This is a genomic window from Treponema sp. R6D11, from assembly GCF_054786075.1.
Map to the genome: position 1 here is coordinate 1 of NZ_BDHD01001017.1, position 410 is coordinate 410.

At 42.4% G+C, this 410-nt stretch carries 1 protein-coding gene; it reads left to right on the forward strand.

The genetic code is table 11. From position 1 onward, the window contains the following. Window positions 1-309: hypothetical protein (locus ACYVTD_RS17275; RefSeq protein WP_461248867.1), on the forward strand; the 309-nt coding region annotated here is incomplete at its 5' end. Between the last annotated feature and the right edge of the window lie 101 nt (window positions 310-410).

The window sequence follows — 410 nt, forward strand, 5'->3', positions numbered from 1 at the left end:
ATTTTATCAGGTTCGACGGTCAATGAAGAAAAAAAACTTATTTATAAGGGCTTTACAAAAATGCCCAAATATTTGACCGGGGAAAAAGAGATATTTCATTTACAGGAAATTTTACAGGAATGGGGCGAAATTAAAAAATTGCCCAAAAAGAAAATATATCTTTACGACCTGTCGAAAATGAGTTTGTTACAGTTAGCCGCAATATCCGGCGGCGGTTCCCCGGCAACCCCGGCAAGGAATTATTGGCGGGGCGGTATAAAAAAACTTAAAAATCCCCGTTGGGAAGAAAGGCCGGTTTCGTTTAATTAAACCCCCGAAAAGACGGGGTTTCTCGATGAAAAGCCCGCCGGGAAAGGCGTGTTTTTGCAGGGGGGGAATGAAGCGCCTAATAAAGGGCAAAAAGTGCTTTG